Consider the following 25,760-nt stretch of genomic DNA (forward strand, 5'->3'; position numbering starts at 1 on the left):
TTCTTCTCTCGATCGATGTGCTCGGCTCACACCGAGAGCACGGTGCAAGCGCTGATCCCCGGCGCGCCGTAGACGTGGGTGAACCCCACCCGCGGCGTCCCCCGAACCTGCCGGGCGCCCGCCGCACCGCGCAGTTGGGTGACGATCTCGTGGACCTGACGCAGCCCCGACGCGCCGATCGGCTCACCATTGGCGATGCAGCCGCCATCGGTGTTGACCGGCAGGCGCCCACCGATTTCGGTGTCGCCCGCGGCGAGCATCGCCTCCTGCTCGCCGTGTTCGCAGAAGCCGCATTCGGCCATGTGCATGATCTCCGCACCGCTCTCGGTGTCCTGCAGTTGTGCGACGTCGACGTCGCCGGGACCGATGCCGGCCTCCTCGAACGCCGCGGCCGCCGCGTCGGAGCTCACGCTGGTCGGTTCGCCGCTGCCCTGGATCGCCGGGCTGAACACCTCGAAAGAGCCGAAGCGGCGGGTGCGGTGACTGATCGCGCGCAGGCGGATGCCACGCGCGCCCAGGCGCCGGGTCGCGGACTCGCTCGCCACGATCACCGCGGCGCCACCGGTCCCGGGTGAGCAGAACATGAACCTGGTCAGCGGGTCGTTCACCATGGGGGCCGCGGCGATCTCCGCCGCAGACATCGGTTCGGTCCGCCAGGCATTGGGGTTGAGACTGCCGTTGCGGTAAGCCTTCTCCGCGACCCTGGCCAGCGTCATGGTGGAGATGCCGTGCAGCCGCATGTACCGGTTGATCTTCGCGCCGAAGAACTGCGTGGTGACCATGAGCCCGGCCTCCCCGTAGCCGTGCGGCAGACCCCATTCCTGCGGCATCGGGTCGAACGCACCGCGCGGATGCTTGTCGAAACCGACGGCCAGCGCGATCTCGGCGATACCGGAGCGCACGGCATTGACCGCGCCGAGCAGCGCGCTGCCGCCGGTCGCGCAGCCGTTCTTGACGTTGGTGAACGGTATTCCGGTGAAGCCCAATTCGGCGACGAGGGTATCGGCCAGGCCGGAGCTGTCGCTGCCACCGCAGGCCAGCTGGATGTCCGGCCACGTCAATCCGGCGTCGTCGAGGGCGGTGTTGATCGCCACGACCGCGAGCTGGCGGCCGGTGACCTCGGGCTGTCTGCCGAACCGGGACAACCCGGTGCCGATGATCGAGACCGGCTGTGTCACTGCGCCTTACCTTCCTGAATGAACGTACGAGTCGCGAACCGGGGCACCGGCGCGACGGCGACCAGCCGCACCTGCGCCCCGTCCAGTTCGGCGAAGTCGGTGCAGTCCAGGACCGCCTCGACCCTGATGCCTTCCGGAAGTTCGACATATCCGACGGCGAACGGCGAAAAGCCTTCGCCCGGAACGACATAGGGCGGTGATTTGGGCGCGAACCGTTGCACGGTGTAAGCCCAGACCACGCCATGGTCGCTCAGGGGAATCGCCGTCATGGTCGCTGTGGCGCACCGCCCGCACATCGTGCCGGCCGGGAATGCGACGGTGCCGCACGTCGTGCACCTGCTGCCCTCGAGTGCGAGGACCTCCGGAACGCCCATGTCTTTTCCTTCTTACGCACGCGGAAAGGATTGAACCGGTTCGTGGTTCAGCGACCGACCCACTTCGGCTGGCGCTTCTCCAGGAAGGCGTTCACGCCCTCGGCGGCGTCCTCGGATTGCAGCGCGTTGCCGACGGCCAGGTGCTCCATCACCATCAGCGACTGGATGTCCGCATCCAGGCCACGGTCGATGGTCATCTTCGTGAGCTTCATCGTGAACGGGCTCTTGTCGACGATGGGCGCGGCGAAATCGGCGACCAGCTGGTCGAGTTCGGCGGCCGGCGCCGAGGCGTTGATCAGGTCGAACGCGGCGGCCTGCTGACCGCTCAACAACTTCCCGGTCAGCATCAGCTCCTTGGTCTTGCGGATGCCGATCATGCGCGGCAGCCGGTAGATCGGTCCCGCGCCACCGAACAGCGCCCGCCGGATGTGGAAGTCGCCGATCTTGGCATCGTCAGCTGCGACGGCGAAGTCGCAGGAGATCATGAGCTCGAAACCACCCGCGGTGACATAGCCTTCCAGTACCGCGAGCGACGGGGTGTTCATCGAGTACAAGCGGTCGCAGACCTTCGCCGAGAGCACTGCCACGTCCATGGAGGTGGTCTTGCCGACATAGTTCGCGCGCAGTTCATCGAGGTCGAAGCCCGAGCAGAAGGTGTTACCGCGGCCACGCAGGACGAGCAGCTTCAGCTCGGGGTCGTTGTCGACCTCGACGATGATCTCGTCGAGCCGGTGCAGCAGCTCGGTGGTGACGGCGTTCTTCTTGTGCGGGCGGTTGAGCCAGACCCGGGCGATGTCGCCGTCCTTCTCGAGCACGATGTGGTCGGTGTCGATCATGTGGCCTCTTTCGATCGGGGAGAGTTTCCTGAACTGGATTCACTTCAGTTTTACCGGCTGGAATCACCGGCGTCAATACGCGTCACCGACGAGGTTCAGCGCGGCGGCGCCGACGCTCACAACCCGACGAGCGCGGCTATCGTGGCGCGATGCGTACGGGAACCACCTTGTGCCGCTTCATTTCCCATGGCCCGACGGAAATAGGAGTGGGCGGGATGCTCCCAGGTGAAACCGATTCCGCCATGCAACTGGACAGCCTCGGCTGCCGCCTGGACAGCCGCGTCGGTACACACCGCACCGGCCACCGCGACCGCCAGCCTCGCCGCATCTGGGTCCTGAGCGAAGGCCGCAGCCGCATATCGGGAGGCCGATCGCGCACGCTCGAGCAGGACCAATAGGTCGGCAAGCCGATGCTTGACGGCCTGGAAGGAGCCGATCGCCCGGTCAAACTGCCGCCGAGTCGACGTGTAGGCCACGGTCATCTCGAGCAGCATGTCGACAATCCCGGTGTTCTCGCTGGCGAGGGCAAGCGCGCCGAGGTCGCGCAAGCGTGTGGCCGCGGCGGCGGTCTCCCCCGGCTCCGTGAGTGCGACGGCCCGAGCGCCCCGCAGCGTCACGTCCGCCTGTCGGCGGGTGGGATCCAGAACCGTTCGCTCGGTTCGTACGCAGTCCCGGCCTGGACGCAGGGCGAACAGGCGGCGTCCGTCCTGAGAGTCCGCGGATGCGACGACCACATCGGCATCTCCGCCGCAGGTGAGGTGAGTGACGGTACCGTCGACGACCCATCCGGCCGACGTCCGGGACGCACGCAGATCGTCCGTGGTGGCATCCAGGGCGCTGACAGTGGCCAGCAGATCTCCGCCCAACACGCCCTCGAGGAGGTCGTCGTCGGGGCGGGTCAGCAGAAGGGCCTGTACCCCTAGCACGGCGGAGCTGAAGACCGGCTCGCAAACCAGTGCGCGCCCGCACTCCTCGAGAATCGTCGCCAGTTCGGCCACGCCGTATCCCAGCCCGCCCCGATCCTCGGGTACGGCGAGTCTGGTAACCGACATGTCGTCGACGAGAGCCTGCCAGAGCGATGCCGAGAACCCGCGTTCCGTGGATGAGGCTTCGCGAACCTGGGTGATGTCGCCGCGCTTACCCAGCAGCGCCCGCAGAGACTCACGCAGGGCGAACTGCTCCGGACCGGGTATGAACCCGGCCGTTTCCGAACGTGGCCAGCGGATTTCACCTGCGGCCGCCAATGGTGTGGACATGATCCTCCGGTTGAGCTGAGTTCAGTTCGATAGTCTGAGAGTAGCGAGGACATGCCTCGACCAGAAGGCCTCGGCTGAACTAAGTTCATTTCATGATCCATCCACTCGAGGGCTGACCACGTTCGCTGACACGTGAACCCCCGAGCAAGCCCGCACACCCGGCCGCCAGTGCGGACGCCGATGCCAGCCGATCGGCACCAGTCCCGCCCCGGCAGGGCCCGTCGCTGGGCACAATCCGCGGCAACCCGAACTGGGAGCCTCGCCCCGCCACTATTTGCCTATGACGAGCAGCTTTCGTTGCTGTAGGAGGTTGGCGTAGTGGTCGATTCGCCCTCCGGACGACGCCGCCAGGAACGGCCACCACCAGTGCGTGACAGGAATACCCTATGGTTATTCGCTATTTAGCTATAGTGCTAAAATGCAAACATGACCGAACTCGGCCCTGAGGAGGAAGCTGGTGTGTTCCGCGCGCTGGCCGACTCGACGCGCCGGCAGATCCTGGAGGATCTGCGTTCGGGCGAGTTGACCGCGGGTGATATCGCCGCGAGGTTTCCGATCAGTGGTCCGTCGATCTCCCGGCATCTGGGCGTACTGAAGGCAGCCGGGCTCGTCCGAGAGCGACGAGTCGCCAATCGGATCTTCTACTCGCTTGTCGAGGAACGACTGGCGTTGTGTGTCGGCAGGTTCCTGAGCGCGATCTGCCCGGAACAGGTCATCGTCAAGCAGCGCAGAATGCGAACCACGAAGAACAGGGGTGCCGGATGAGACCTCCGCGGATGTCCAGCCTCGTCGAGCGACGCCTTCTTGTGAACTACCGAGTCGCCCCTGAGGCAGCCGCGAGCTTGGTGCCGCCGCCTATGCGACCCCAACTGGTTGACGGTTGGGCGGTCGCCGGCATCTGCCTGATCCGCCTCGGACAGTTCCGACCCAGTTGGCTGCCTGGCTGGGGCGGGCTGCGCAGCGAGAACGCGGCGCATCGCATCGCGGTTGAGTGGGATGGTCCGCAGGGACGCTCGACCGGGGTGTATATCTCGCGTCGCGACAGCGGCTCGGTGATCAATGTCCTTGCCGGTGGGCGGCTGTTTCCGGGTGATCATAGTTTGGCGCGGTTCGACGTGCGGGAGACGGCGCAGGACCTGCATGTGGCTTTCGCCAGTCAGGACGAGACGATCTCGGTGAGTGTGGACGTCCGGACCGTCGAGCGGTTCCAGGGAAGCGAACTGTTCGCCGATCTGGCGCAGGCATCGGACTTCTTTCGGCGTGGCTCGGCCGGATTCTCGGCCACGCGTGGCGGTCAATGCCTCGATGGGCTCGAACTCCGAACGGACTCGTGGCACGTCGAGCCGGTCGAGGTCTGCTCGATTCGGTCCACGGTCTTCGACGACCGGGACCGGTTCCCGCCAGGCAGCGCGGTGCTCGACTGCGCCTTGCTGATGCGCGAGGTGCCTGTGAGCTGGCGCCCCCTTCCGCCTCTGCGAATCGTTGCCGGCTCTGCGACTGCAGGGAATAGCGCACGCTAGGAATAACACCCCTCCACCAGTACTCCGGCACACGCTCTACATCCTCCACGCCCTCGAGCGCAACAACGACTACGAGAACGACGACACCTACATGTACGGCGGACCCGCGTTCGAGATCGAACTCAATGCCAGGCTGCTGGGGCGGCAACTCGCCGGGCACGACAGCGACCGCGACTGATCGGCACCGCGGCGTTCCGCGACCAGCGCGACACCAGCCCTCGGTGCAACGGTTCCCGGTCCGTGTCGCGCTGACCGGCCGCAACAGCGGGTCCGATCTGGCGCAAGCGGTCTTGGATACCTCCCTAGCGAAGCAGGGACCCTTATCGGAGTCCGCCACGATCGACGCTATCCAATGTGGCAGCTCGTACGTTGTCGCATTGCGGCGGAGTGTGTTTCGCGGCCGGTTCGGCTGAGCGTACCCCCTCGGCGGAGTCCGATCCGGCACTGTCCGGCGTGACTGCTGTGACGGCGGCTCGAAATCCTTTGATACCAGTATTTTTCGTGTGAATTGGTGTCAAACTCCCTCTGGGTCAACAGGTGTGGATCCCGCGATGGTCGGCAGGAGCTGGTTGTGTCATGTGAGAGTGATTCTGGTGTGTTTCCGCATCCGTCTGCGGATTCGGGCCGTGTCCGTGAGGTTCTCGGGCTGCTCATGCCCCTATCCGGCAGACGGAAACTGGCGCGACTGTTCGTTCCGCTGGTCTTGCTGATGGCCGTGCTCGTGGCGCCTTTCCAGACGCAACGGGCCTCTGCGGACGACGGAATGACCAACATTCTCGATCACAAGTACGGTCTGTTCGTCCACTACCTGCCCCGCCTCACGGTGAACTCCAGCGGCGTGGCCGTCGAGGACCCCAACGCCCTGGCGAACAGCTTCGACGCGAACGGGTTCGCCAACGATTTGGCCGCCGCGAAGGTGCAGTACGTCATCTTCACCGCCTGGCACTCCAAGATGGTGGCCCTGTATCCGAGCCAGAAGATGCTGGACTGGGGCCTGCCCAACCACCGCGTCGACCGCGACCTCATCGGGGACATGATCACCGCGGTCAAGGCCAAAGGCATCCATGTCTACCTCTACACCCATCCCCGCGACGGCATGGAATTCACCGACGCGGACAAGCAGCAGACCGGCTGGGGCACACAGCCTCACCCGACCGATCAGCCCTATAACCCGGGAACGGACTTCAACCGCCCCCGATGGAACGCGTTCATCAACGACATCTACCAGGAGTTGATGCAGCGCTACGGGGCACGGATCGACGGCCTGTACCTGGACGAGGGAAGCCCCCAGGGCGACAGCCAGAACGTCATCGACTACCCCCGGCTGCGCAACACGATCAAAGCGGTCAGCCCCCGCGCGGTCCTGATCCAGAACAACTACGGCAACCTGTACGGCCTGGACATGGGCATGAAGGAGTACTTCGGCCAGCAGGAGTTCGCGCAGACCAACGGGGACCTGTGGCCCGGCTACGCCGAGCCCGTGGCCGCGACCATGCGCGGAACCGGAACCTCCTGGTGGGCATCGGAAACCGGCGGCTCGGTGAAATACTCACCACAAAGCATGTTCCGATACACCGTCCTGCAGGCGGCCACCGACAGCGAGGGCGGCGGCATGGCCTGGGCCGCTGGCCCCTATGCCGGCGGCGGCTGGGAACCCGGCGTCATGCCCGCACTACAGCAGGTCGGCACCTGGATCGACCAGATCAAACCCTCCGTCGAGGGCACCCGGCCCAGCACCTCCTACCCCACCAAGGCCGGAACCCGCATCACCGACCTGTCCTGGGGCGTAGCGACCAAATCACCCGACGACCGCACCGAGTACCTCCACGTGCTCAAACCGCCTGCCGGGCAAACCCTCACCCTTCCCCTACCCCAGGACGGCAAAGTCTTTTCAGCAGCCTCCCTGGTCAAGGACGGCATGCCAGTCTTGCTCACCCAGGACATCAACCGGGTCAGGCTCACCATCCCAGAGTTCTGGGACGCCAACGACACCGCGATCAAACTGACCGTCTCCAGCCGCTCCGGTCCCGTCGCCCTCTACCGCTGTTTCAACCCCGGCACCAAAGATCACCTGGTGACCACTCAATCCGGCTGCGAGGACCCGAGCCACTACTCCCTGGAAGGTCCGCTCGGCTACGTCTACCGCAACCAGGTCGCGGGCACCGTTCCCCTCTACCGCTGCTTCAACTCCAGCACCAGAGATCACCTGGTGACCGGTCAATCCGGTTGCGAGGACTCGAGCCACTACTCCTTCGAAGGTCCCCTCGGCTACGTCTACCGCAACCAGGTCGCGGGCACCGTTCCCCTCTACCGCTGCTTCAACTCCAGCACCAGAGATCACCTGGTGACCGGTCAATCCGGCTGCGAAGACCCGAGCCACTACTCCCTGGAAGGTCCCCTCGGCTACATCATCGACTGAACCAGGCGAACATGCCCGAAACGAAAGATCGAGTACATCCTTGATGTGACAGGCTGGCCGAGGCCCACCCCCGCCCCGGCCAGAACGCAGTACCGCCTCACGCACGAGGCGTCAGCGATGCCGAACTGTCCGCCGAGGTACTCCAGCGCCTCCCCCAGCACCGCGTTCGGCATTGGTTCGTTTCCCGAGCTCCCGCAGGCGATTTGGGCTTGTGCCTCGCATTGTTGAAATACCTGGCTGCTTGGTTCGCGCTGGTCGGGTCGTGCGGTGCTGTTGTCCTGTCTCTTCGAAGTTGAGGCACCCCACTGGCGTTGACCTGAGGTGCCGCAACATATCGAGACGGCAAATGGCGGATTCGTCTGTCGTGCATCACCCGTCGGCGAGACGTTGGATGGTGGCGCTCAGCCAGGCCTGGAGATCAGCGGGGTTGCCGAGTTCGGAACGCAGGACCCGGCGGCGGGTCGAGACGCCGAGCACGAAAGCGTCGATCGCTGAGGCTCGGCTGCGGGCATCCGCATCATCCAGGCCGCTGTCGCGCAGGTAGCGGTGCAGCGGCTCCAGCGAGTTCGTGTCGAGGAAGGCGGCCAGCGCCTCCGCTGCCTGCGGGCGTTCGCCGGACGCGCGTTGCAGCACGAGCAGCGGATCCTGCCCGGGTGCACCGAACCAGCGTTGGACAATATTCGCCGCGAGGCGCGAACCCAGCGTGGAGCGGTCGCCGTCGATGGAGTCCGAGACCGCGATCTCCACCTGGGCCGCCGCCAGGAAGAGGCCGTCCTTGCCGCCGAAGTAGCGCGTGATGAGGTTGGGTGACACGTCGGCCGCGTCGGCGACGCCTTTGACGGTGATCGCCGTGTACCCGTGCTGAGCGAACTGGCATCGTGCGTGTTCCAGGATTCGTTGCTTGGTGGCGGCTGCATCGCGCACTGTCATGTATACGAGCATACACATTTATGTGTACAGTGATACACATGAACGACGAGATGCGGGAGCGACTTCAGTTGACGCGGCGTGTCACGACTCCATGGAGTGGTGATGGGACCCGCGGCATTACCGGCACCCATCTCGACGAACTGCTCGAACGCTGGGCGAACGGATACGACTGGAGCGTGCACGAGCGCCGCATCGGCGAATTCCCTTGGCAGACAGTGCAGGTGGGCGACACTGAGCTGCGCGTGATCCATCGGCGATCCACCGATCCCGAGGCTCCGGTGGTTGTGCTGCTGCACGGCTGGCCGGACTCGGTGTTGCGATTCGAACGCGTCCTGCCCCTGCTCACGGATATGCACGTGGTGGTTCCCGCGCTGCCGGGCTTCCCGTTCGCGGCCCCACTTACCGTGCCGGGTATGTCGGTCAACCGGATCGCCGGGATTATCGCGGACGCTCTGGATGAACTCGGTTACTCGCGGTACACGGTGTCCGGCGGCGACGTGGGTGGCACCGTTGCGGAAATCCTCGCGGCCGAACACCCGGATCGGGTGGCCGCCCTGCATCTGACGAACATTGCCCCGCAGCATGCGTTCACCGCGGACCCGTCCAAGCTCGCGCCCGACGCGGCGGCCTTCCTCGCCCGGGCGGCGCAATGGTTCCGCACCGAGGGCGGGTACATCGCGGAGCAGTCGACGCGGCCGAACACCCTCACCGTCGCCCTCGGCGACTCACCCGCCGGACTCGCGGCGTGGATCGTCGAGAAGCTGGAGTCCTGGTCCGACGAGTCGGCCTTCACTGTGGACGAGCTTCTCACCTGGGTCACAGCCTACTGGGTCACCGGTACGATCGGCACCTCGTTCGCCACCTATACCGAACCAGCCGCCCTTCCTGCCCGGATCGACACGCCGACAGTGCTTTCCGTGTTCCCGCGCGACATCAAGCCGGAGCCGCGAAGCTACGCCGAGGCGTTCCTGAACGTTTGCGATTATGTGGAACACCGTGCAGGCGGCCACTTCGCAGCCTGGGAACAGCCCGAGGCCTACGCCGGTGACGTACATCGTGCGGTCACGCTGGGCGGATGAACGGAGGCAGCGGAATACCTTACGGGCCAGCACCTTCGAATCATGGTCGGTGACCACCACCATCTGCGTGCGGTCCGCCAAATCGATGGCGATGATCGCATTGGTCACCGGCACCAGCGCCCGCAACCGAGCCAAGCGAATGTTGCGGTTGCGATCACCCCGGGACACGCCGTTACCGTTACCCATGGAACGTCCTCCTACAGCGAATGGGACACCAAGCCCGACAAGCGCACCAGGAGGACGTTCCCCACGTCCAGACCCTCGCGGGCAGAACGTATTTCTATGCCGAACACCGGACATCCGCCCGAATTAATCCATTGCCGCACAAGGTAATTCGCCCCGTGATACCCTGTTGATCGTCGTTCGATCTACGCGGGAGGCATGTGATGGCCGAGCAGGAACCGGGACCGGAGACCGCGCCCACGCTGTCGGTGCACTACCGCGACGGCAAACCGGTCTTCGTCGCCACCGGCGGGTCCGTTATCCCGAGCGTCATCGAGGTAGAGGACGTCAACGGCAACGTGGTCGCTCACTATCCAGTAGACACGACACCGACCGCGCGAGGGGTGCGTGTGAACTTTTGGCAAGGGATCAGCATCTCTGACTGAGCGGTCCCCGATGACGAGACCACCCGGGAATAGAGCCAGGTGATTTCGTTCCGACTCCACGAAACCGGGGGAACATCACGCTCTCCGGATAAGCGGGCGGCAATCCTCGTCTGATCCCTAGTTGTGATGTGTGGAGGCGGTTCGTGGTCGGGATAGCTACCCGTAGCGGACCGGCGGCCTGACTCCTGAATCGCCTGTCGCCCGTTGGTTGGGCTGACTCTCCCGGGTATGTCGTGGCGCCGGTCCACGTTCACGGCGTGACTGAAGAGAAGTTGACGACGCTATCCGCCGAACGTGTAGGGTGCGAAGCCCCCCGTGTCAGGTTTCGCCCTGAACACGGCGCCCGCGGCGGCTTCCGGGTCCTGCAGTCCGAAGCGGGAGGTGGTGATGTAGAGCTCGGAGTAGTCGGGGCCTGCGAACGTGCAGGCGGTGACTTGCCTGACCGGAACCGTTATATCGGCGTCGTGTCGCCCTTTGTGGTCGAAGTGCCGGAGCAGTCCTGAGCCGAACGAGGCGAGCCAGACTCCGTCGGCTAGGTCCACGGCGATGCCGTCGGGGAATCCGTCGCCGACGGTATCGGTATAGGGCCGGCGGTCAGCTATCTGGCCGTCCGGGCCGAGTTCGAGGACGTCGATCCTGCCGGTCAGGCTGTCAACGTAGTAGGCCCGTGTTCCGTCCCGGTTCCAGGCCAGCCCGTTCGAGCAGCCGATGCCCGTGATCACCTCGACGGCGTCTCCAGATGGTTCGAAGCGCCACAGCGCTCCGGCGCCTGGAGTGAGGTCGTAGGCCATCGAGCCACACCAGAACCGGCCCATAGGATCGCAGGCTCCGTCGTTCATGCGCACGCTCGGGTCGGTCCAGCAGGTCACCGCTTCGGTCACGGCGAAGTGCTCGTTCAGAAGGCAGAAGCCGCGTTCGAGGCCCGCCACGAATCCACCGACACGGCGAGGCCGAAGCGCGGCGACCACCTCACCGAGGTGCTCGCGACGCGTCTGCGCCCCGCGCTCGTCGATCAGGACCACATCGCCGGCCAGCATGTCCAGCACCGCGAGTCCGTGGCGGCCGAGCCAGACCGGTCCTTCGCCGTGATGGGTCACGCTCTCTGTGAACTGCTGGGCCTGGATGCGTTTCATGGTCCCTCGCTGATCGGCTCGTCGGTGAGCACACCGTCCATTCGCCGTAGGATCCGGTCCGGGTTGGCGTTGCGGAGCCACGGGGGCAGGGCGCTGTCAGGGACGTTCTGGTATGCGACGGTTCGGAGGAAGCGGCCGATGGCACCGGCGCCGACCGACGTGTGGCGTGCGTCGCTGGTCGAGGGGTATGGGCCGCCGTGGAACTGTGCCCAGGTGACGGCGACTCCGGTCGGCCAGTCGTTCACCAGCACCCGCCCGGCGCGCTCGGCAAGCATCGCCACCAACCCGGTGACATCCTCGCCGGAGCCGCAATGCACAGTTCCGGTGAGCGTACCGGGGAGTGTCTGGATCGCTGCTTGGAGTTCGGTCTCGGACTCGTAGGTGACCAGTACGGTGCTCGGTCCGAAATGTTCCTCGGTGATGGTGTCGGGATCGGCGATCAGTGCTTTGGCGGTAGTCGAGGTGACGGTCGGCGCCTCGAAGGCGCCGTGGTCGTCGGGAGCCTGTTGTCCGACCGCGACGAGGCCGATCTCGCTGTGGGAGAGGAACTCTCGCAGGGCGGAGCGGTGGCGGTCGCGGATGGCGCGGTTGAGCATGACGCCTGCGGGACTCTCGGCGGTGAGCGCGGTGATCCGCTCGGCGATGCCGCTGCCGGAGGGGATCAGGATCAGGCCGGGCTTGGTGCAGAGCTGTCCGCTGCCGAGAAGGAAGGAGTCGGCTAGGCCCGCCGCGATCTGTTCGGGGCGTTCCCTACTGGCATGTGCCGTCACGACAACCGGGTTGATGCTCCCCATCTCCGCGAAGAAGGGGATCGGGTTGTGGCGTCGGGAGGCGATGTCGACCAACGCACGGCCACCGGCGAGGGAGCCGGTGAACGCGCCCGCCGATACGCGCCGGTCGGTGAGTGCGGTGCGGCCGACGTCGAAGCCTCGGATGACGGCGAAGGCTCCCGGCGGCACACACTGTGCGGCCAGCGTTCCCCTGATGGTTTCGGCGACTGCTTCGGACAGCAGCGGGTGTCCGGGATGGGTTTTGACGATGACCGGGCAGCCGGCCGCCCAGGCGCTGGCGGTGTCGCCGCCGGCCACGCTGAAGGCGAACGGGAAGTTGCTGGCGGCGAAGACCAGCACGACCCCGATTCCGGCGCGGATGGAACGCAGGTCCAGGCGGGGTGCGGGGAGCCAGGACGGGTCACTACGGTCGATGGTCGGCTCGAACGGCTGTCCTGTTTCTGCGTGCGCGGCCAGGAATCGCAGCTGCGTCGTCGTGCGGACGACCTCGCCGGTCAGCCGGGCGTGGGGCAGCCCGGTCTCGCTGCCGGCCAGTTGCACCAGTTCGTCGGAGCGGCGGTCGAGCGCGTCGGCGACGGCCCTGATCCATCGGCCGCGTTCCGCGGCGCTCATGGCGCGCAGGAGGGGCGCTGCCGCCCAGGCGGCGGCCAGGGCGTCTTCGAGCTCTTGCGCGGTGCTCTCCTCGATCGTCGCGAGAACCGCGTCGTTCCTGGGGTTGACGCTGGTCAAACTCATGTGAGCAGCCCTTCTAACATGCCCCGGTCGTCGGTCATGACGTTCGACAGGGCCCCGACCTGGTCGATGGTGATAGTGGCGCGGTCACCTGGCCGTAGTCCCTGCCCGAGCGGGGGCACGATGCCGGTTCCGGTGCTCAGGACGACGCCGTCAGGAAATTGCTCCCCCTGGAACAGCCAGTGGACCAGTTCGTCATAGCCGCGTCTCATGCAGGAGGTTGTGGCCTCGCCGGAGAACACAGCCTCGCGACCCCGATACACGGTCATGGTGATAAGCAGATCCTCGGGGTTCCTGATCGTCCACCACGGCACGATCGAGGTGGACAGCAGACAGCTGCCCGGGAACACTTTGGCCTGCGGCAGGTAGATCGGGTTCACCGCCTCGATGCTTCGCGCGGTGAGGTCGTTGCACACGAGCGCGCCCACGATTTCCGCGTGCCGGTTCAGGACCAGTGCCAGTTCTGGTTCGCATACCGAGTCGGTGCAGTCCGGGCGCAGGCCGCCGGGATCGCCGTCGGTGAGCACCCGCCAGGCGGCGGATTTGAAGAACAACTCCGGCCGGTCGGCGTCGTAGACCTCGAGGTAGACCTTCTCGAAGCCGGATTCTTCGGCACGGGCCGTGCGTGAGTGCTGGTAGGTGACTCCGGCGCCCCATACCTCGGTCCGGCCATCGATCGGCACGAGAAGCTCGACCTCGCCGGGGTCGAGGCGGTGCTCGCTCGATGCGGCGTCGTCGATGGCCTGCCGGATGTCGGCGACCCTGTGCTGAAGAACCTCGGCCATCGTGGGGAACGGTAATTCGCGCAGGTGCTCACCGTCGTGGAGGCCGACCTTTGTTGTCCCGTCCGGCCTGCGCCAACGAACGAGTTCCATCATTGCTCCTTGTCTCACGGGCGGGACGTTCGGGCGGTGTCGAGTCGGCTGATCCGCCGTCGGGCCGCATCGTCCTCGCGTAGGCCCGGCACGAGTTGCAGGCCGAGGCCGGGTTCGTCGGACAGGGTCGCTTTCCCTTCGCGGATCTGCGGCAATCCCGTAACGACCTGGGGGTACCACGTCCGCAGGTAGGCGCGAACGGTCTCCTGGAATAGGGCGTTGGGCTGCGACATCGACAGGTGGAAGCACGCGGCCAGGGTGATCGGGCCGGTGCAGTCGTGCGGGGCGATGGGTATCGCGAAGGTGTCGGCGGTGCTGGCGACCTTGCGGGCCTCGGTGATCCCGCCGGTCCACTGCACGTCCAGCGTCGCGTAGGAGATCTTGCCCTGCTGGAGCAGGGGCAGAAAGCCTCGTCGGCCCATTGCCGTCTCGCCGAGTGCGATGGGTACGCCGACTTCATCGCACAGGGCGCCGATCGCGTCGATAGCGTCCGGCCGGATCGGGTCTTCGACCCAGAAGGGCTTGAACGGCTCGAGGGCGTGGCAGATCTCGATCGCGGCCTGGCGCGACCACAGGCCGTGCAGCTCGATCATCAGGTCCATATCCATGCCCACGGCCTCGCGGATCTCGCCGACGATGCCCAAGGCCGCGCTCAGATCCCTCGGGCGGATACGGGTGCCCGCTGAGGCTTCCGCGGCCCGGTCGAAGGGCCAGATCTTCATGCCGCGCAGACCTTCTTGGTAGAGCTCTTTGGCCAAGGCGGCGGGTCTGGTGAGGAAGGCGTGCAGGTCCTCGTATTCACCGGCTGCGTCTCCCCAGTTGGAAGAGGTCTGCCGCGAGGTTTGCTGGATGTAATCGGGGCCGGCGCAGGTGTTGTAGACGTCGATGGTGTCGCGGACCGGGCCGCCGAGCAGCTGGGCGACCGGTCTGCCGGTTCGTTTGCCCAGCAGATCCCATAGCGCCATGTCGACCGCGCCATTCCCGCGTACCTCCACGCCGCCGCCCTGGTATCCCACGTAGGGGGCGAGCAACGCTACCGTCGCCTCGGGGCTCGGATCCTCTTGGCCGAGGAGTAGCGGGGCGACATGGCCGTGCAGATAGGCCTCGACCGCGGCCGACTGGAAGAAGGCGTCGCCGAGGCCGACCTCGCCGTCGTCGGTATGCAGCACGACGACACACAGGTTGTTCTGGAACTTGGGTCGCAGAGTTTCCAAAGCTACGACTCGCACTCGCGTCACATGCCTTTCTTCGATTCGATGTCAGGGCCCAGGTGGGCCGCCGACGGGCCATGCCTCTCGTGGTCAGGCGACCTTCGCCTCACGTTTGCTGACCGCGGCGATATTGGCGGAGTCGACCACTTCCGCGCCGGTGTCGTAGGTGAAGGACGGGTAGCCCGGGTCCATCTGCTGGGCCAGCAGCGCCGCGGCGACCCAGCCCTGGGCCCAGGGATTCTGGCCGATGGTGTAATCGATGCTGCCGTCCTGGACCCCGGCCAGTACCGGGGCCGTCAGATCGAATCCGCCGTTGGCGAACTTCCCGACGAGGTTCTTGCTCTTGGCCCAGGTGGCGACGAACTGGCACTCGAAGGCGGTACCAGCCCACCCGACAACAGAGTGCGGGTCGCGGCTGTAGCGGCCGTCGATCTTCGAGACCGCTCCGGCCTCATCGGTGCCGACGATAAGCTCCTCGGTGGTGAACTGCGTCCCGTGCGCGTGGTTGTAGTCCGACACTGCCTGCCTGATGCCCTCTCCGCGCTGCTCCAGGGCCGAATTGCCGGCCTGGATCTTGCCGATGATGATCGCGCCGTCCTGGCGGCCGGTGTACTTGGCGACGTGCGCGAGGATCTGCTTTCCGGCGGTGACCCCGGCGGGCACGAAGTTCTGCCCCACAAAGGCGACGCCGAGTTTCTGGTAGTCGTCGCTGGCGACGTTGGACAGGATGACCTGGATGCCCGCGGCCTGGGCCGCCTTGATGACGCCGTCGTAGGAGGTGTTGTCGATGCGGGTAAGGATGAGGCCGTCGGGCTTGGAGTTGACCGCGTTCTGCATCATGTTGACGACGGTCGACTGGTCGAAGGTGGCCGGGCCGATGAACTGGGCCTGCCACCCCACGGCCTCACCGAAGGTCTCAAACCCCTTCTGGACCGGCCCGAAGAAGCTGTTCTTCTCATGGACGACGAAGATGACCTTCTTGCCCTTCTGCACCCCCCCGCCGCCGGCCCCGGCGTGAGCCGGGGTGCACGCCGCCAGCGCGCTTGCGGCGAGGGCGGTAGCGCTGACGCCGAGGATGCCTCTGCGACTGAAAATGCCGGACGGGCCGGTCTGGGCGGGATCGGACATCTGATTCATCTCACTTCTTCGGGAGGGTTGTCCCTGCGAGGGGACAGAAACGGTGCGAGGGGTGGATAGCGCCGTTGGGTGTGGCGCTGGGGCCGTGGCGCTGTCAGCGCATCGCCGCCTGACGGGTCGCGACCAGCCGGTTGACCAGGACCGCGGCGAGGATCAGCCCGCCGGTGGCCACCTGCTGCCAGTTGCCGTCGACTCCGAGCAGCACCAGGGCGTTGACGATGAGGCCGGCGACCAGCGCGCCGAACAGCGACCCGGTCACGCTGCCCACGCCGCCGCTCAGGCTCGCCCCGCCGACGACGACCGCTGCGATGACGCTCAGTTCGAAACCGTTCCCGGTCAGCGGGTTGGCGCTGCCGAGCCAGCCCACCAGCAGGAAAGCCGCCAGGCCGCACAGTGCGCCGGTCAGGCAGAAGCACAAAACCTTGACCCGGTTCGCACGGATGCCGGCATCGACGGCGGCCTTCATGTTGCCGCCGGTGGCATAGATGTCATAGCCGAACTTGGTGCGGCTCAGCATCCAGCCGAAGGCCAGCATGACGCCGCCCATCCAGACCGTCTGCGCCGCCAGCGATCCGATGGCGTTACCTCCGGCGAGGCTGTGGTACTGCTTGCTGGCGGTGGCCATGACCGGCTGACCGGAGGTGAGTAGCAGGGCGAAGCCGCGCAGGATCGCCATGCCGGCCAGGGTGACCACGAACGATGGGACTTTGAACACCGTCGTTACCAGGCCCTGGACCAGTCCGATGCCGGCACCCAGGACGATGACGAGCGCGGCTGCCTCATAGGCCGGCATCGACCACTCGGTCAGCGCGTAGGCCATCACGACCGACAGCAGTCCGTACTGCGAGCCGACCGACAGGTCGATCTCGCCGGCGACGACGACCAGCGTCATGCCGGTGCCGATGATGCCGATGAACGCGATCTGCTGGGCCACCGAGAGCAGGTTCTCGCTCGTCAGGAAGTTGTTCACGAACAGTGCGCAGTAAAGGAAGATCACGACGGTGGCGACCAGCACGCCGAACTCGTGCGCGCCGAACACCCGGCGCATGCTCCCCGCTCCGGCGTCGCGGTCCCGGCTGTCCACGGCATGGATGATGTCGGTCATTGGGCGCTCCTGCGGGCGGTGGCGGTCGGTGCGGATGCGGTCTGTGCCGACTCCCCGGACGTGCCGAGGATGCGGGAAACGGCGTCGGCGGCGGTATCTCCGAGGATCAACCCGACGACATCGGTCGCGCTCGTGGAGTGCACATCGCGGATGCCCTGCACCTGTCCGGCGCGCATCACCACCACCCGGTCGGCTACGGCCAGCACATGGTCGACGTTGTGGCTGACCACCACGACCGTGGTTCCGCGCTGCTTGAGATCGGTGATCAGCTTCAGGACGTTCGCCTGCTGCTCGGGGCCCAACGCGGCGGTCGGTTCGTCGAGCAGAACGACCTTGCCGCCCTGGTGAACGGCGCGGGCGATGGCGATGCACTGACGCTGCCCGCCGGACAGGCCACCGACCGGCAGGCGCACCGAGGGTATCCGGATGCTGAGCTCATCAAGGACCGCACGCGCCTCGCGGCGCATACGACGGCGGTCCACGACCAATCCGCGCCGGGGCTCCAGGCCGAGGAACACGTTCGTCGCCACGTCCCGCTGGTTCACCAGGGCCAGATCCTGGTAGACAACGGAGATCCCGTGCGTTGCCGCGTCCCGCGGGCCACGCATCGACAGCGGTTTACCGTCCATGGTGATGGTGCCCGAGTCGGGACGTACCGCTCCGCAGAGCACCTTCATCAGAGTCGACTTGCCGGCGCCGTTGTCCCCCATGAGGCCGATGACCTCCCCCTCGGCGATGGTCAGGCTGACGCCACGCAGTGCTTCGACGCCGCCGAATCTCTTGCGGATGTCCGCTACTTCGAGAACAGGCATATGCCTCGATTCCTCTCGGTCGGGTTCTAGAGCGACCGTTCAGTCGCTCTGGTCGGGGAGGTTTGCGATGTACCCGCTCAGCACCTCCGCGAGGTCGGGGCTGCTGGCGGCGCGCTGGATGAGGACGTCGGTGAGCGCGGCGTCCAGGTCCGGCCCGTAAAAGTGCTGGGCCGTCTCGATGTGCTCGGTCATCGCGGCGCGGGCCGCGTCGGGGTCCTGGTCGGCGATCGCCTCGAGGATCACATCGTGTAGCGGGGCCGCGACCCCGCGCACGGCGCGGTCGGTCAGGCTGCGGAGCACGACGCCGTGGGTCAGCGGCCGGATCGACCCGAACATCAACTGGATGACCGGGTTCCGCGAGGCCACGGCGATCGACTCGTGGAAGGCGACGTCCAGGTCGGCCGTTGCGGCCAGCGACTTCTCCCGGTCGAACGCCGCAAGGATCCGGCGCATATCGGTGAGATCGGCCTCGGTGCGGTTCTGCGCAGCAAGCGCCGCGGTCTGGCCTTCCAGCATGACGCGGGCCACGACCAGGTCCCGGGCCGTCACCTCGCCACGGCGCGCCAGCAGCGTCGCGTCCCCGCCGTGACTGCTCGGGCGGTGCGCCCGGACGAAACTTCCCCGGCCCGCCGCGACGGTGATCAGACCTCTTTCCTGGAGCGCGCGCAGCGCCTCCCGGATGACAGGGCGGCTCACCTGGTACGCCAAGGCCAGCACTCGCTCGGACGGCAGCCGCGTTCCGACCGCCCATTCTCCCGAGAGCAGCCGCGTTTCCATCGCGGCTGCGACATCCGCACCCGAGGGCGGGGTGTCGGACAAACTGGTATTACCGGTCATGCCGACAGGTATACTCGCCTCCGTCCGGCAGCGTCAAGAGTCCGCCAACAGGCGCTCTCATCGGCCGGCACCGCGGCTTCGAGCACGACCTGGGTTCAGGACGATCAGGAGGTTGATATGGAAGCGGCTTCGGACTCGGGCCCCTGGGGCCTGGCCGGACGCCGGGTGATTCTCACCGGCGCCCTCGGCGGGATCGGGCAGGTCATCGCCGCGGCGTTTCAGAGAACGGGCGCACGCGTTCTGTTGACCGACCTGCCCGACGCGAGCGCAGCCGCCGAGGCTGTGACCGCTTCGGGCCTCGCCCAGAGTGCGTACGCGGCCTGCGACACCACCTCGACGGACGATGTCACAGCGCTGTTCGACCGGGCAGCGCAGGTGTTCGGCGGACCGGCGGACATCGTGTGCGTGCACGCCGGGGTCGTCGGTTCGCATCCCATCGTCAACTACCCTGTCGAAGCCTTCGACGACCTGATGGCGGTGAACCTGCGCGGCTCGTTCCTCGTCGCCTCAGAGGCCGCGCGGCGCTGGCTTGCTGACGAGGCGCCAGGGATTCTGATCTTCACCACGAGCTGGGTACAGGATGTGCCCTGGCCGGAGATCGGCCCTTACTCGGCCAGCAAGGCCGCCGTCCGATCGCTGATGCGCACCTTCGCCCGCGAACTCGCCCCGCAAGGCATCCGCAGCAACGCCGTGGCGCCCGGAATCGTCGGCGTCGGCATGGCCAAACGCCAATGGGACTCCGATCCCGCGTATCGGTCCCGCGCGCAGCGCGCCATCCCCCTCGGCCGACTCCAGACGCCGGAGTCGGTGGCCGATGCGGTGCTCTTCCTGGCCTCGCCGATGTCCGCGTACATGACCGGCGCCACCCTACTGGTCGACGGCGGGGCGAGCCTGTACCCGATGGACGAATGAGGCATCTGATCTACCCGTTCAGCCGGTGCGGTGTCTCGACTTCCGAGAATTCGCCCTCGGCACCCCCGAACTCCGGTGCCGAGACCGAGCCCGGTCGCCCCACACCCGCACATGCGACACCGTCGGCCTGCCTCACCGCTGGCCCCGTGATGGCCGACTCCCTATCGAAAGGCTTCAAGCGATGCTCGCCGCCCGATGGCACGACCGTGAGGACATCCGCATCGAGGATGTCACACCGCGAGAACCCCGCAACGACGAAGTGCTGGTCAAGGTCCACTGGTGCGGCATCTGCGGCACCGACCTGGAGGAGTACCGCGCCGGACCCCTCATCATCCCCACCGGCCAGCCACACCCGCTGAGCGGACGGATGGCCCCGCTCACCCTCGGACACGAGATCGTCGGCGAAATCGTCCGGGCTGCCCCGGACGGAACCGGCCCCGCCGTGGGGACCTACGTCGTCCCGGACGTGGTCAACGGCTGCGGACAGTGCTGGTGGTGCCTGCGCCACCAAGAGGGCCTGTGCCCGAGCGTCTGCGTGCCGGGCCAACAAGACGACGGAGGAATGGCCGAATACATGGTCGCCAAGGCCCGGACCTGCGTTCCGGTCCCGGCCGGACTGTCGATGCAAACCGCCGTCCTCGCCGAACCCGCCGCCGTGGCGGTCCGCGCCGTCCGCAAGGTATCCGAGATCTTCGGCGCCACCGCCATGGTCATCGGCGGCGGAACGATCGGCCAACTCACCGCACAGGCCGTGCTGGCCGCAGGCGCCGCGGCCTGCTGTCTGGTCGACCCGTCCGACTACCGGCGCCGGTTCGCCGAAGCCCACTCCCCGGTCCGCGCCTGCCCACCCGACGGCCTCCCCGACGTCGTGGCAGACCTGGGCGCGCCAGGCGTCGACGTCGTGTTCGAATGCAGCGGCGCCGCTGGACAACTGACGCGGTCGATCGACCTGGCACGGCCGGGCGGCACCGTCGTGGCCGTAGGACTGGGCTCCCAGACACAGCCCATCCCACTCCCAGCCCTCGTCCTCGGCGAGCGCCAGCTCATCGGCTCCGCAGCCCACCTATGGGACACCGACGTCGCCCACGCAGTGCGGATGCTGGCCGACGGGCGCCTCAACGCCGCCGACCTTGTCACACACCAGATCCCGCTACCCGACCTGGTGACCGTCGCACTCCCCCTGCTCTCACAACCAGATCCCGAGGTCCTCAAGATCGCCATCGACTGCCGCTGACCGCACAACCGAGGCACCCACACCGCGACCGGCGCCCGGCGCCACGACAGCAGTTCCCGGTCTCTCCAGCGCCGACCTGACCACCTTCTGTCGACTGGACGAGCTCGGGCTCGAAGTCACCGGCCAGCGGCTCGATCCCGACCGCGCGGTCCTCGCATGCCGTCTCGTCGAACCGGACCAGTGGTGTCGACGCTGCGGCTGCGAGGGCGTGCCTTGCGACACCATCCTGCGCTGGTCGGCGCACGAACCATTCGGGTGGCGGCCCACCACGCTGCACGTGACGGTCCGCCGATACCGGTGCAACGGCTGCGGCTACGTGTGGCGCCAAGACACCAGCCGCGCGGCCGAACCAAGGACCAAGCTCTCTCGACGCGACGTGGCCTGCGCTGGGCTGAACAACCACTCCCAAGCAAAGGAAGCTCCCACGGCCCCAGAGAAGACGTCAGCCTCCGGAACGACGCCCGGCAACGGGGGGCGCCGCCGGAGCGGTCACTCCACCGGATGAGGCCATACGCTCGCGCCACAACGCCTCCCCCAAACGAGTAAGCGCTGTACCTAGATCCTTCCACTCGTCCTCAGCGAACACCTCATGGTCGTAGTCCGCGATCAACTGGGTTGCCCGCTCGAGCACCTTCACGCCACGGTCCGTCAGCTCGATCACCGCTGCGCGGCCCTGCCCCCCGCTCCCGACGGTAGCGATGTATCCCTCAGAGATCAGCGCGTCGATGATCGGATGCAGGCTCTGCACTTTGATCCCCGCTCGCCGCGCCAGTGCGCTGAACGATATGCCTGGATCATGTCGCAGGTGCCCCAAGAGGCCCAGGCGTCGCAGGGACAGGCCGATGCCCTTCAGTGAGTCCTCTAATCGTCCTTCCAGAAAACGCCCCTGGAGGATCATGATCATTGTTGGCCCCAGTGCCGAGCCGGCGTCCCCTGCGTCTGCCATTCACGCCTTCCTTCCGTGGCCATGTCGGAGCACTCCCACCGTATCGGAATAAACAGGTCGACCGTATGGCCTGCGAATGCTCCGCCACTCCTCCTGTTGCACGCGCTGGGCGAGGATGCCATCGACTGGGAGGCGGTTATGCTCGCCCTCGCCCCGAGGCGCACCCCCAGCCACCGAGAGGGGACCCGCCGGGGCCATGAATGCCAGGGTTGACGGGTCTACGCCGGGGCGCCGGACGCTCCCGGGCGGAGGATCTCCGACGGGGTGCGGCCGGCGAGGGTTCGCGCCGTGCGAGTGAGGTGTGCCTGGTCGGCGAAGCCCGCGAAAGCAGCCGCGGCGGCCGCGGACTCGGCCGGTAGTTCGGTCATGGCGGTGCGCAGCATGGCCCATAGGCGTAGCCGCGGGAGCGGGATACCCACCCAGTCGCGGACGAGGGTGCGCAACCGCGGCTGGGAGAGCCCGACCTGGGCGGCGACCGCGCCGATCGTGGCGGTGGACCCGGGGCGGGTGATCTCCCGCACCGCGTGGGCGACCCTGGAATCGAGCGGGGCGCCCGCTCCGGCGAGGGTCGCGAGCTCGGCACGGGCCGCGTCCAGGTCGGCGCCGGGGCCGGGATGGTCGAGGGCCGCGAGTACACGTTGGGTCGCGGTCTCGTTCAGGCGGGTTGGGCCGGTGCCGAGCGCCAGCTCCCATGGGTCCAGAAAGAGGGCGACGTAGGCCGCCGAGACGGCGCAGGTGTGTGCCAGCTGCGGCGGCACGATCACGCCGACCGCGGTGACGGTGCGGTTACCGCCGTAGCCGACCTCGACACCGCCGCCGAGCGCGAGCACGATCTTCCACGCTGGGTGCCGGTGGGGACGTACCCGAAAGGCGCCGGACTCGGCGAACATCGTCACCGCCGGGCCGGACGCGAAGTGGAGGCGGCGATCGTTTCGTTCAAGCGTCCACGCCCGGGTCGGCGGCACTGTCATGGCATGAATTGTATTGTGGCCGTCGCCTTGGCGGCCTTCCTGATGGTCAACGGCGTCGCGCACTTCGTGCGCCCGGACTACGTCCGCCGGTTGGTCCCTTCCTGGCTGGGTCGCGCACGACTGCTCGTCGCTGCGGGCGGGGTTGCGCTGATCACCGACAGTGTTCTCCTCCTCGCGCCGCGGAGCCGAGCGGCGGGCGGGTGGATTGCCGCGGCGATGATCTCGGTCTTCATCGTCGCGCATCTCGATGAGCTGGCCCGGGTAGTGGCTGAGCGGCCGCGCCGTGCTCGCGGGTTGGCGAGCACGACCGTCAAGGTGCTTCTCAACTTTGCCTACATCGGTTGGGCCGTCGCTGTTGCGACGACGGTGTGAGCCACCAAGGCCTGGCCGAACACTCGCAGAACAGCCACTCGAGTCGCCCGGCCGAACCGGAGCTTCGATGTGCCGTCAGTCTGCCAGTGTCTGCCTGATCAAGGCGCCCTTGCGTCAGCACCGCGCACTGCCGGGACTGCCGCAGCGACTGGCCACACTGGCGGATCCGCGGCACCGGCGCGGGAAGCGTCAAACACCCATACGGGGCCAGGCGATTCACGAGTCACACCCGGTCTGAAGAACCAGCACCACCCTGCCAGCCAGCCCCAGGCCGGCCACCACCAACACTTACAGGCGGTTCAGCAGGGAGCCACGGAGCGCCAGTAGTTCCCGCTCGAGGAGTCGGAATCGTCCGGCCGGAGAACGCGGCCCGATACTTGGAGGGCGACACGTCGAGGATTCTCCGAAAATGCAGGCGGAGGTTGGATCTGGTTCCCAGTCCGACGCGCTCGGCGATCTGGTCGACCGGGAGCTTCATGGTTTCCAGGAGCGCTCGGGCAGCGTCGACTCGAGCGCGGAGGACCCACTGCAGCGGCGTGTCGCCGGTCTCCTCGAAGCGGCGCATGAAGGTGCGCAGCGACATCCGCGCGTGCGTCGCGAGATCGGTGACTCCGAGTGGTTCGTGAAGGCGCGTCAGCGCCCATTCTCGGGTCGCCGCGAGCGTATCGCAATGCGATGCCGGGCTGCTTCGGGGAAGGTACTGAGCCTGGCTGCCGCTCCGATAGGACGCCGTCACCAAACGGCGGGCGATGTCGTTCGCGACGCTCACGCCGAGGTCGCGCCGGACGATGTGAAGGCACAGGTCGATGCCCGCCGCGGCACCGGCTGATGTGAGGACCGAACCCTCATCGACGAACAGAACATTGGGCTCCACCAGGATGTCCGGATGGCGCAGCGCCAGCATCTCCGCTGCGTCCCAATGCGCTCTCGCACGCCGCCCGCGCCAGCGCGGTGCCCCTGGTGCCGAGTTCCCCTTTCCGGCAGATTGGCGTAACCTGCAGTCTGCCTGCAGGTGGACGCGGATGCATTGCGGGATGACGGGAAGGAAGGTGCGGCGTGCTGCCGGAACTCGACGCTGCCCGGGGGTTCTCGTCCCGGACGCTCGACCCGATGGCTCGGGCCGCCATGGTCGTACTCGGCGGACTGTACGCCGCAGGAGTGGTCCGACGGGTGAGGTCCGGGCAGCGCTGGTCGGTGACCGGGACCCTGGCTTTCGCGCTGCTCGGACTCGGCATGCTCGTGGTGGCCACCATGTCGTCGCTCGCCGGACCAGCCAAGGAACGGAGTCATGCCGATGTAGGCGAGGAAGTAATCGCAGCGGCAGTCACAAGTCTGCCAGCCGAAACGTCTTTCACATCGCGCTCGATTTCGGGTGCCTGAGCAATAGGAACGGCAATGTTCTTCATGCGTAATTCACGATCGGCGAAGCGCACTGAATCATGACCAAGATCCTTCTTTCTCTCCATGTCCTGGCTGCCATCATCGCGATCGGCCCCGTTTCCGTTGCGGCCAGCATGTTCCCGCCGGCTGCCCGCCGTGCCGAGGCAAGCGAGTCGGACACTTCCACGGCGGCTACGATCCAACTCCTCCACCGAATCTGCCGGGTCTACGCCGGCATCGGTCTGGCAGTCCCGGTACTGGGGTTCGCCACTGCCTCGTACATGGGCATTCTCGGGAGTGCATGGCTGATCGCATCGATCATCTTGACCGCAGCGGCGGCTGGCATCCTCCTCGTCCTCGTACTGCCCAGCCAGGACAAGCTCCTTGCGCACATCACCACCAACGGCACCATCGAGCGATCACACACTGCTCAACTAGCCATGTATACCGGCTTTTTCAACTTGCTGTGGGCAGCAGTCACCGTATTGATGGTCGTCCGTCCCGGCTCCACCACGGGAGTGTGAACATGGACAGCAACCGCACCCCTCTAAAGATTGCGGCCCTGGTCGAACTCACCTCCCTGGCAATTCTCCTGATAAATCTCACCACGGTGCATAATGCGTCCGTTGCATCCTTGACCGGCCCAATCCACGGATGCGGGTATTTGGCTGCAATCGGCAGCGTCGTGCGCGATCCGCTGAAGCGAGGTGCAATCGTCGTTCTGGCTTTAATTCCTGGCGTAGGGGCTACTCTCGCTCCTTTTCAAAGGCCCTCAGTTACAACACATTACCTTCAGATTCTACGGCGGCAGTGTTGAAATCAGCGGGGAGTCCGCATACGTTAGATGTCATCGAACACACGGGTTAGGTAAATCTGCCGCATCGAGGGATACAAGTCCCCTCTTGCACACACCAACTTGGCGTCGCCACTATCACTCGGTGATGCGCGGGAAGGCGCTCGGAGACCCGCGACACGCATCAGGCCGAGATGGAACGCACGATTGACATGCAGCGACTGGGATGGCCCGGCGACCAGGATTTCGCGGTTCGCATTACCGGGCGCCTGCGACCACGCCGGGACTCGAGCACCCACCTCCGGACGCGGACCCCAAT

General features: G+C 66.6%; 26 protein-coding genes and 1 pseudogene. 11 read left to right on the top strand and 16 right to left on the bottom strand.

Features of this window, described 5'->3' with window-relative positions:
- Positions 1–26: 26 nt before the first annotated feature.
- The 4 genes from KO481_RS39960 to KO481_RS39975 all read right to left on the bottom strand — a co-directional run bounded on the left by KO481_RS39960 (position 27) and on the right by KO481_RS39975 (position 3,644).
- Positions 27–1,178, bottom strand: coding sequence for a thiolase family protein (locus tag KO481_RS39960; protein ID WP_215923768.1), 1,152 nt, complete (start codon positions 1,176–1,178; stop codon positions 27–29).
- Positions 1,175–1,552: a Zn-ribbon domain-containing OB-fold protein gene (locus tag KO481_RS39965; RefSeq protein WP_215923769.1), complete on the bottom strand. Its 378-nt coding sequence runs from the start codon at positions 1,550–1,552 to the stop codon at positions 1,175–1,177. The genes KO481_RS39960 and KO481_RS39965 overlap by 4 nt, the downstream gene beginning before the upstream one ends.
- 47 nt (positions 1,553–1,599) lie before the next feature.
- Positions 1,600–2,388, bottom strand: coding sequence for an enoyl-CoA hydratase/isomerase family protein (locus tag KO481_RS39970; protein WP_215923770.1), 789 nt, complete (start codon positions 2,386–2,388; stop codon positions 1,600–1,602).
- 116 nt (positions 2,389–2,504) lie between these two features.
- Entirely contained in the window at positions 2,505–3,644 is a 1,140-nt protein-coding gene (locus tag KO481_RS39975; RefSeq protein ID WP_215923771.1) for an acyl-CoA dehydrogenase family protein, read from the bottom strand.
- 426 nt (positions 3,645–4,070) lie between these two features.
- On the opposite strand from KO481_RS39975, the gene KO481_RS39980 reads away from it, so the two are divergent.
- The 4 genes from KO481_RS39980 (at position 4,071) to KO481_RS39995 (ending at position 7,583) form a co-directional block, all read left to right on the top strand.
- Entirely contained in the window at positions 4,071–4,409 is a 339-nt protein-coding gene (locus tag KO481_RS39980; RefSeq protein WP_215923772.1) for a metalloregulator ArsR/SmtB family transcription factor, read from the top strand.
- Positions 4,410–4,420: 11 nt separating this feature from the next.
- Positions 4,421–5,164 (top strand): DUF2071 domain-containing protein, encoded by a 744-nt coding sequence (locus KO481_RS39985; protein WP_245402201.1) that lies wholly within the window; start codon positions 4,421–4,423, stop codon positions 5,162–5,164.
- Positions 5,127–5,342, top strand: a complete 216-nt coding sequence (locus tag KO481_RS39990) for a hypothetical protein (protein ID WP_215923773.1) — start codon at positions 5,127–5,129, stop codon at positions 5,340–5,342. The genes KO481_RS39985 and KO481_RS39990 overlap by 38 nt, the downstream gene beginning before the upstream one ends.
- Before the next feature lie 585 nt (positions 5,343–5,927).
- Entirely contained in the window at positions 5,928–7,583 is a 1,656-nt protein-coding gene (locus KO481_RS39995) for an alpha-L-fucosidase (protein ID WP_215923774.1), read from the top strand.
- Positions 7,584–7,952: 369 nt separating this feature from the next.
- Here KO481_RS39995 and KO481_RS40000 read toward each other — a convergent pair whose 3' ends face one another.
- A complete protein-coding gene (locus KO481_RS40000) occupies positions 7,953–8,513 on the bottom strand; it encodes a TetR/AcrR family transcriptional regulator (RefSeq protein WP_215923775.1) in 561 nt (186 codons plus the stop codon).
- Between the two features lie 38 nt (positions 8,514–8,551).
- Between KO481_RS40000 and KO481_RS40005 the strand changes: the two genes are divergently transcribed.
- The gene (locus KO481_RS40005) at positions 8,552–9,592 is read left to right on the top strand and encodes an epoxide hydrolase family protein (protein WP_215923776.1); all 1,041 of its coding nucleotides are present in this window, start codon (positions 8,552–8,554) and stop codon (positions 9,590–9,592) included.
- A 386-nt stretch (positions 9,593–9,978) separates the two neighbouring features.
- Positions 9,979–10,200 (top strand): hypothetical protein, encoded by a 222-nt coding sequence (locus KO481_RS40010; protein WP_215923777.1) that lies wholly within the window; start codon positions 9,979–9,981, stop codon positions 10,198–10,200.
- 281 nt (positions 10,201–10,481) lie between these two features.
- Here KO481_RS40010 and KO481_RS40015 read toward each other — a convergent pair whose 3' ends face one another.
- The 8 genes from KO481_RS40015 to KO481_RS40050 form a co-directional block, all read right to left on the bottom strand.
- The gene (locus KO481_RS40015) at positions 10,482–11,333 is read right to left on the bottom strand and encodes an SMP-30/gluconolactonase/LRE family protein (protein ID WP_215923778.1); all 852 of its coding nucleotides are present in this window, start codon (positions 11,331–11,333) and stop codon (positions 10,482–10,484) included.
- A complete protein-coding gene (locus KO481_RS40020; RefSeq protein ID WP_215923779.1) occupies positions 11,330–12,859 on the bottom strand; it encodes an aldehyde dehydrogenase (NADP(+)) in 1,530 nt (509 codons plus the stop codon). The genes KO481_RS40015 and KO481_RS40020 overlap by 4 nt, the downstream gene beginning before the upstream one ends.
- Entirely contained in the window at positions 12,856–13,731 is an 876-nt protein-coding gene (locus KO481_RS40025; protein ID WP_215923780.1) for a fumarylacetoacetate hydrolase family protein, read from the bottom strand. The genes KO481_RS40020 and KO481_RS40025 overlap by 4 nt, the downstream gene beginning before the upstream one ends.
- A 14-nt stretch (positions 13,732–13,745) precedes the next feature.
- Positions 13,746–14,945: a mandelate racemase/muconate lactonizing enzyme family protein gene (locus KO481_RS40030; RefSeq protein WP_215923781.1), complete on the bottom strand. Its 1,200-nt coding sequence runs from the start codon at positions 14,943–14,945 to the stop codon at positions 13,746–13,748.
- A gap of 87 nt (positions 14,946–15,032) precedes the next feature.
- Positions 15,033–16,079 carry a substrate-binding domain-containing protein gene (locus KO481_RS40035; protein ID WP_215923782.1) on the bottom strand — a complete coding sequence of 349 codons (1,047 nt, stop codon included), beginning with the start codon at positions 16,077–16,079 and terminating at the stop codon, positions 15,033–15,035.
- 94 nt (positions 16,080–16,173) lie between these two features.
- Positions 16,174–17,184: an ABC transporter permease gene (locus tag KO481_RS40040; protein WP_215923783.1), complete on the bottom strand. Its 1,011-nt coding sequence runs from the start codon at positions 17,182–17,184 to the stop codon at positions 16,174–16,176.
- Positions 17,181–17,996, bottom strand: coding sequence for an ATP-binding cassette domain-containing protein (locus KO481_RS40045; protein WP_215923784.1), 816 nt, complete (start codon positions 17,994–17,996; stop codon positions 17,181–17,183). Before KO481_RS40045 ends, KO481_RS40040 begins: the two co-directional genes overlap by 4 nt.
- A gap of 39 nt (positions 17,997–18,035) precedes the next feature.
- The gene (locus KO481_RS40050; RefSeq protein WP_215923785.1) at positions 18,036–18,833 is read right to left on the bottom strand and encodes a FadR/GntR family transcriptional regulator; all 798 of its coding nucleotides are present in this window, start codon (positions 18,831–18,833) and stop codon (positions 18,036–18,038) included.
- A gap of 117 nt (positions 18,834–18,950) precedes the next feature.
- On the opposite strand from KO481_RS40050, the gene KO481_RS40055 reads away from it, so the two are divergent.
- The 3 genes and pseudogenes from KO481_RS40055 to KO481_RS40065 form a co-directional block, all read left to right on the top strand.
- Positions 18,951–19,745, top strand: coding sequence for an SDR family NAD(P)-dependent oxidoreductase (locus tag KO481_RS40055; RefSeq protein WP_215923786.1), 795 nt, complete (start codon positions 18,951–18,953; stop codon positions 19,743–19,745).
- 181 nt (positions 19,746–19,926) lie between these two features.
- Positions 19,927–20,979 carry an alcohol dehydrogenase catalytic domain-containing protein gene (locus KO481_RS40060; protein ID WP_215923787.1) on the top strand — a complete coding sequence of 351 codons (1,053 nt, stop codon included), beginning with the start codon at positions 19,927–19,929 and terminating at the stop codon, positions 20,977–20,979.
- Between the two features lie 76 nt (positions 20,980–21,055).
- Positions 21,056–21,352: pseudogene (locus KO481_RS40065) on the top strand (ISL3 family transposase); the annotation flags it as partial.
- Between the two features lie 69 nt (positions 21,353–21,421).
- Here the strand turns inward: KO481_RS40065 and KO481_RS40070 are convergent.
- Both KO481_RS40070 and KO481_RS40075 read right to left on the bottom strand, forming a co-directional pair.
- On the bottom strand, positions 21,422–21,925 hold the full coding sequence (locus tag KO481_RS40070) for a MarR family winged helix-turn-helix transcriptional regulator (RefSeq protein ID WP_215923788.1): 504 nt from the start codon (positions 21,923–21,925) through the stop codon (positions 21,422–21,424).
- Positions 21,926–22,143: 218 nt separating this feature from the next.
- Entirely contained in the window at positions 22,144–22,896 is a 753-nt protein-coding gene (locus tag KO481_RS40075) for a helix-turn-helix domain-containing protein (protein WP_215923789.1), read from the bottom strand.
- Between the two features lie 15 nt (positions 22,897–22,911).
- Here KO481_RS40075 and KO481_RS40080 point away from each other — a divergent pair, with 15 nt between their 5' ends.
- Positions 22,912–23,268, top strand: coding sequence for a DoxX-related protein (locus KO481_RS40080; protein ID WP_215923790.1), 357 nt, complete (start codon positions 22,912–22,914; stop codon positions 23,266–23,268).
- A gap of 223 nt (positions 23,269–23,491) precedes the next feature.
- Here KO481_RS40080 and KO481_RS40085 read toward each other — a convergent pair whose 3' ends face one another.
- Positions 23,492–24,172 (bottom strand): helix-turn-helix domain-containing protein, encoded by a 681-nt coding sequence (locus KO481_RS40085; RefSeq protein WP_215923791.1) that lies wholly within the window; start codon positions 24,170–24,172, stop codon positions 23,492–23,494.
- Positions 24,173–24,707: 535 nt separating this feature from the next.
- Here KO481_RS40085 and KO481_RS40090 point away from each other — a divergent pair.
- Positions 24,708–25,172, top strand: coding sequence for a DUF2269 family protein (locus tag KO481_RS40090; RefSeq protein WP_215923792.1), 465 nt, complete (start codon positions 24,708–24,710; stop codon positions 25,170–25,172).
- Positions 25,173–25,760 lie beyond the last annotated feature (588 nt).

The sequence above is a fragment of the Nocardia albiluteola genome (assembly GCF_018860155.1).
Lineage (GTDB): Bacteria > Actinomycetota > Actinomycetes > Mycobacteriales > Mycobacteriaceae > Nocardia > Nocardia albiluteola.